General features: G+C 72.8%; 6 protein-coding genes. All 6 read right to left on the bottom strand.

Features of this window, described 5'->3' with window-relative positions:
* The coding region (gene ruvC / locus L0B03_RS14550) for a crossover junction endodeoxyribonuclease RuvC (RefSeq protein WP_250447040.1) at positions 1–484 on the bottom strand (484 nt) is incomplete at its 3' end.
* A 54-nt stretch (positions 485–538) separates the two neighbouring features.
* On the bottom strand, positions 539–1297 hold the full coding sequence (locus tag L0B03_RS14545; RefSeq protein WP_250447038.1) for a YebC/PmpR family DNA-binding transcriptional regulator: 759 nt from the start codon (positions 1295–1297) through the stop codon (positions 539–541).
* A 12-nt stretch (positions 1298–1309) separates the two neighbouring features.
* The gene (gene pdxT, locus L0B03_RS14540; protein WP_250447035.1) at positions 1310–1933 is read right to left on the bottom strand and encodes a pyridoxal 5'-phosphate synthase glutaminase subunit PdxT; all 624 of its coding nucleotides are present in this window, start codon (positions 1931–1933) and stop codon (positions 1310–1312) included.
* A 19-nt stretch (positions 1934–1952) separates the two neighbouring features.
* The gene (locus L0B03_RS14535) at positions 1953–2447 is read right to left on the bottom strand and encodes an NUDIX hydrolase (protein WP_250447032.1); all 495 of its coding nucleotides are present in this window, start codon (positions 2445–2447) and stop codon (positions 1953–1955) included.
* An 80-nt stretch (positions 2448–2527) separates the two neighbouring features.
* Complete coding sequence (gene pdxS / locus L0B03_RS14530) at positions 2528–3430, bottom strand: pyridoxal 5'-phosphate synthase lyase subunit PdxS (RefSeq protein ID WP_308200072.1); 903 nt, start codon at positions 3428–3430, stop codon at positions 2528–2530.
* 100 nt (positions 3431–3530) lie between these two features.
* The gene (locus tag L0B03_RS14525; RefSeq protein WP_250447029.1) at positions 3531–4154 is read right to left on the bottom strand and encodes a hypothetical protein; all 624 of its coding nucleotides are present in this window, start codon (positions 4152–4154) and stop codon (positions 3531–3533) included.
* Between the last annotated feature and the right edge of the window lie 131 nt (positions 4155–4285).

The following is a 4285-nucleotide window of genomic DNA, read 5'->3' as shown; positions in this document are numbered from 1 at the left end:
GCCCGGCAGCCCCCCCGGGGCGCCACAGGTGGCAGATGCCCAGGGCCAGGGCATCGGCGGCGTCGGCCGGCGTGGGCAGCTCGCTCAGCCCGAGGATGCGCGCCACCATCTGCTGCACCTGGGCCTTGGGAGCGCGGCCCGTGCCGGTCACCGCGGCCTTGACCTCGCTCGGGGTGTGCAGGGTGACCGGGAGCCCGCGGCGGGCGGCCGCGACCATGACCACCCCCGAGACCTGGGCCGTCCCCATCACGGTGCGCAGGTTGTGCTGGGCGAAGACGCGCTCGAGGGCCACACCGTCGGGCCGGTGCTCGTCCAGCCAGCGCTCGACCTCGATCTCGATGTGATGCAGGCGCGTCGCGACCTCGGCGTCCACCGCCGACCGCGCGACCCCGACCTCGACCAGCACCACCTTGCGTCCAGGACGGGACTCGACCACGCCCAGGCCGCACCGGGTCAGGCCCGGGTCCACTCCGAGGATGCGCACGCGATCAGTCTGGCACCGTCGCCAGCCCCGACCGGGACGGCGGCCGGGGTGTCGTCAGTCGTCCTCGAGCTCGGCCATGACCTCGTCCGAGGCGTCGAAGTTGGCGAAGATCTCCTGGACGTCGTCGCTCTCCTCGAGGGCGTCGATGAGACGCAGGATCTTCCGTGCCCCCTCCGCGTCGACCTCGACCTGCATCGCGGGGACGAACGGGGTCTCGGCCGAGTCGTAGTCGATCCCCGCGCCCTGGAGAGCGGTACGGACCGCGACCACGTCGGTGGCCTCGCTCATGACCTCGAAGGACTCCCCCAGGTCGTTGACCTCCTCCGCACCGGCGTCCAGGACCGCCGCCAGGACGTCGTCCTCGCCCAGCCCCTCCGTCTTGGGGACGAGCACCACGCCGCGCCGGGAGAACAGGTACGAGACCGAGCCGGGATCGGCGAGCGACCCGCCGTTGCGCGAGAAGGCGACCCGGACGTCCGAGGCGGCCCGGTTCTTGTTGTCGGTCAGGCACTCGACGAGCACCGCGATGCCGCCCGGGCCGTAGCCCTCGTACATGATCGTCTGGTAGTCGGCGCCGCCGGCCTCCTGGCCCGAGCCGCGCTTGACCGCGCGGTCGATGTTGTCGTTCGGGACCGAGGACTTCTTGGCCTTCTGGACCGCGTCGAAGAGCGTCGGGTTGCCGGCCAGGTCACCACCACCGGTGCGGGCCGCGACCTCGATGTTCTTGATCAGCTTGGCGAAGAGCTTGCCGCGCTTGGCATCGATGGCAGCCTTCTTGTGCTTGGTGGTGGCCCACTTGGAGTGACCGGACATGCGTTGAACCCCTCAACCGCGGTCGGCGACGATCTGGACGAACATGCGGTGCAGGCGAAGGTCACCCGAGATCTCCGGGTGGAAGGACGTGGCCAGCACGTCCCGCTCACGCACCGCGACGATCCTACCGGCGGCCGGGCCCGACCCGACCGTGGCCAGCACCTGGACCCCGGGGCCGACCTCCTCGACCCAGGGTGCCCGGATGAAGACCGCGTGCACGGGCGGGTCGCCGTCGGGCAGCCCCGCCACCTCGAGGTCGGTCTCGAAGGAGTCGACCTGGCGGCCGAAGGCGTTCCGCCGGACGGTCACGTCGAGGCCACCCAGGGTCTGCTGCCCCTGGACCCCACCCTCGAGACGGTCGGCGAGCAGGATCATCCCCGCGCAGGACCCGTAGACCGGGAGCCCCTCGCGGATCGCGGCCCGGATCGGCTCCCGCAGATCGAAGACCCCGAGGAGCTTGTCGATGGTCGTGGACTCACCGCCGGGGATCACGAGGCCGTCGACGGCCGCCACCTCGCTCGCCCGGCGGACCAGGACCCCGCGGGCACCGCAGGTCTCGAGGGCCGCGACGTGCTCACGCACATCGCCCTGGAGGGCGAGGACGCCGATCGTCGGGGGGGTGGTCGGTGCTGTCACGAGGGGCGAGTCTAGGCGCTCAGCGCACCCGCCTCTGCTCGAGGAGCTGGCGCACGGCGCCGTCCCACCCGGCGAGGAGCCCCGTGGCGAGGGAGACGAGCTCCGAGGGGAAGATCTCCAGCCCGCTGCGCCCGAGGTCCTCGAGGTGCCACCAGCGCGCCTCGTCCATGAAGCTGCGCTCGACCGCGGTCCACCCCTCGTGGCTCAGCGCCCCGGGTCGCACCACCCGCGCCACGAAGAAGAGCTCGTGCTGCCGCACGGCCTGGCGCAGGAAGTCGAAGACGGCCGTCCGCTCGGCCACGGGGCCGAGGAGCCCGTCGGGGTCCAGGCGCAGACCGGTCTCCTCGCGCACCTCACGGACGGCGGCCTGCCGGGGGCTCTCCCCCGGGTCGATGCCACCACCGACGGTGAACCACCAGGTGCGCTCAGGCTGGTCCTGGTCGTGGCCTCGGACGAGCAGGACGCGATCCTCCTCGTCGAAGAGCAGCACCCGGGCCCCACGACGGAACGGCATGCCGTCCTCGCCCGGGACCCAGTCGGGCCCGAGCTGCTGCACCGGAGGGCGGCCCGGGCTCTGGCCCGGGCCGGGGTCCCTCACCAGCCGCGCTCGGCCAGCCGGTGGGGCTCGGGCACGTCCTCGACGTTGATCCCGACCATCGCCTCACCCAGACCGCGCGAGACCTTGGCGACCACGTCCGCGTCGTCGTAGAAGGTCGTGGCCTTGACGATGGCCGAGGCGCGCTCGGCCGGGTTGCCGGACTTGAAGATGCCTGAGCCGACGAAGACGCCCTCGGCGCCGAGCTGCATCATCATCGCGGCGTCCGACGGGGTCGCGATGCCGCCGGCGGTGAACAGCACCACGGGGAGCTTGCCCGTGCGCGCGACCTCGACGACCAGGTCGTACGGCGCCTGCAGCTCCTTCGCGGCGACGAAGAGCTCGTCCTCGGGCAACGAGGTGAGGCGACGGATCTCGTCGCGCAGGGTGCGCATGTGGGTGGTCGCGTTCGAGACGTCACCCGTGCCGGCCTCGCCCTTGGAGCGGATCATGGCCGCGCCCTCGGTGATCCGACGCAGGGCCTCGCCCAGGTTGGTCGCGCCGCAGACGAAGGGCACCGTGAAGGCCCACTTGTCGATGTGGTGGGTGTAGTCGGCCGGGGTCAGCACCTCGGACTCGTCGATGTAGTCCACCCCGAGGGACTGCAGCACCTGCGCCTCGACGAAGTGCCCGATGCGGGCCTTGGCCATGACAGGGATCGAGACGGCTTCGATGATGCCGTCGATCAGGTCGGGGTCGCTCATGCGCGCCACGCCACCCTGGGCGCGGATGTCCGCGGGGACCCGCTCGAGGGCCATCACGGCGACAGCCCCGGCGTCCTCGGCGATCTTCGCCTGGTCGGCCGTGACGACGTCCATGATGACGCCACCCTTGAGCATCTCGGCCATGCCGCGCTTGACCTTGGCGGTGCCGGTGATGTTCTCGGTGCTCTCGGTGCCCACGTCGGTCCTTGCTGCTCGGGGTCGGGGTGCTGGTGTCGCGGTGTGCTGCTCGCCCGGCGACCCCACCATCGTAGACCGCGGGACCGGCCCGCCCGACGCCTCAGGCCTGGTGGCCGGGCCGACGCAGCGCCTCGGGCCAGGTGTCGTCGATCTCGACCGTCTCCGGCATCGGGGCACGTCCCGCGAGGCGCGCCCCACGCACGAGGGCCTTGCGGCGCAGACGCTGGGCCTGGGCGACCGCCTCGTTGTGGAACCGGCGTGAGAGCTCGACCCGGTACCAGGCCGCCGCGAGGGCCTCGAGCAGCTCGCTGCCCGGGGAGGTCGCCCCCAGCTCGGCGACGTCCTCAGGGTCGGCCAAAGCGGTGCGCAGCGTGCGGGAGAGGTCCGACTCGGCCAGGTCGCGCGGGACCGAGTCCCGCGCCGGCGGCACCGCCCCGTCCGCGACGGCCTGAGCCGTCGTCGGGTCCACCCCGAGGTCGAGGCCCGCCTCGAGGGCCGACCACGCGGTCTCCCCGACCAGCACCGAGCTGACCGGGTCCAGGCAGGCGCTCCCGGCGAGCTCGGCCGCCACCGAGGCGCGGCGCACGAGCTGGTTCTCCAGGGTGGCCCGCGTGGCGGCGACCTTGCGGTGCAGACGGTCGAGCCGGTTGGCCGCGGCCCACAACCACCAGGCCAGGGCGAGCACGACCGCGACGACCAGGACGGCGACCTCGGACCAGGTCATGACCGCCTCCCGGTGGCCCAGGTGCCGAGCCGGGCGGCCGCGCCCCGGCGCGATCGCGGGTCCTCGCGGACACGCTCCCGCGGCGACGCCCCCGCGAGGGCCATCTCGTAGACGGTCAGCACCTGGTGGGT

Origin of the sequence: Actinotalea sp. C106 (genome assembly GCF_023630195.1) — a bacterium.
GTDB lineage: Bacteria > Actinomycetota > Actinomycetes > Actinomycetales > Cellulomonadaceae > Actinotalea.
Note: the sequence above shows the minus strand (reverse complement) of the source record. Positions and strands in the feature narration are given on the sequence as shown.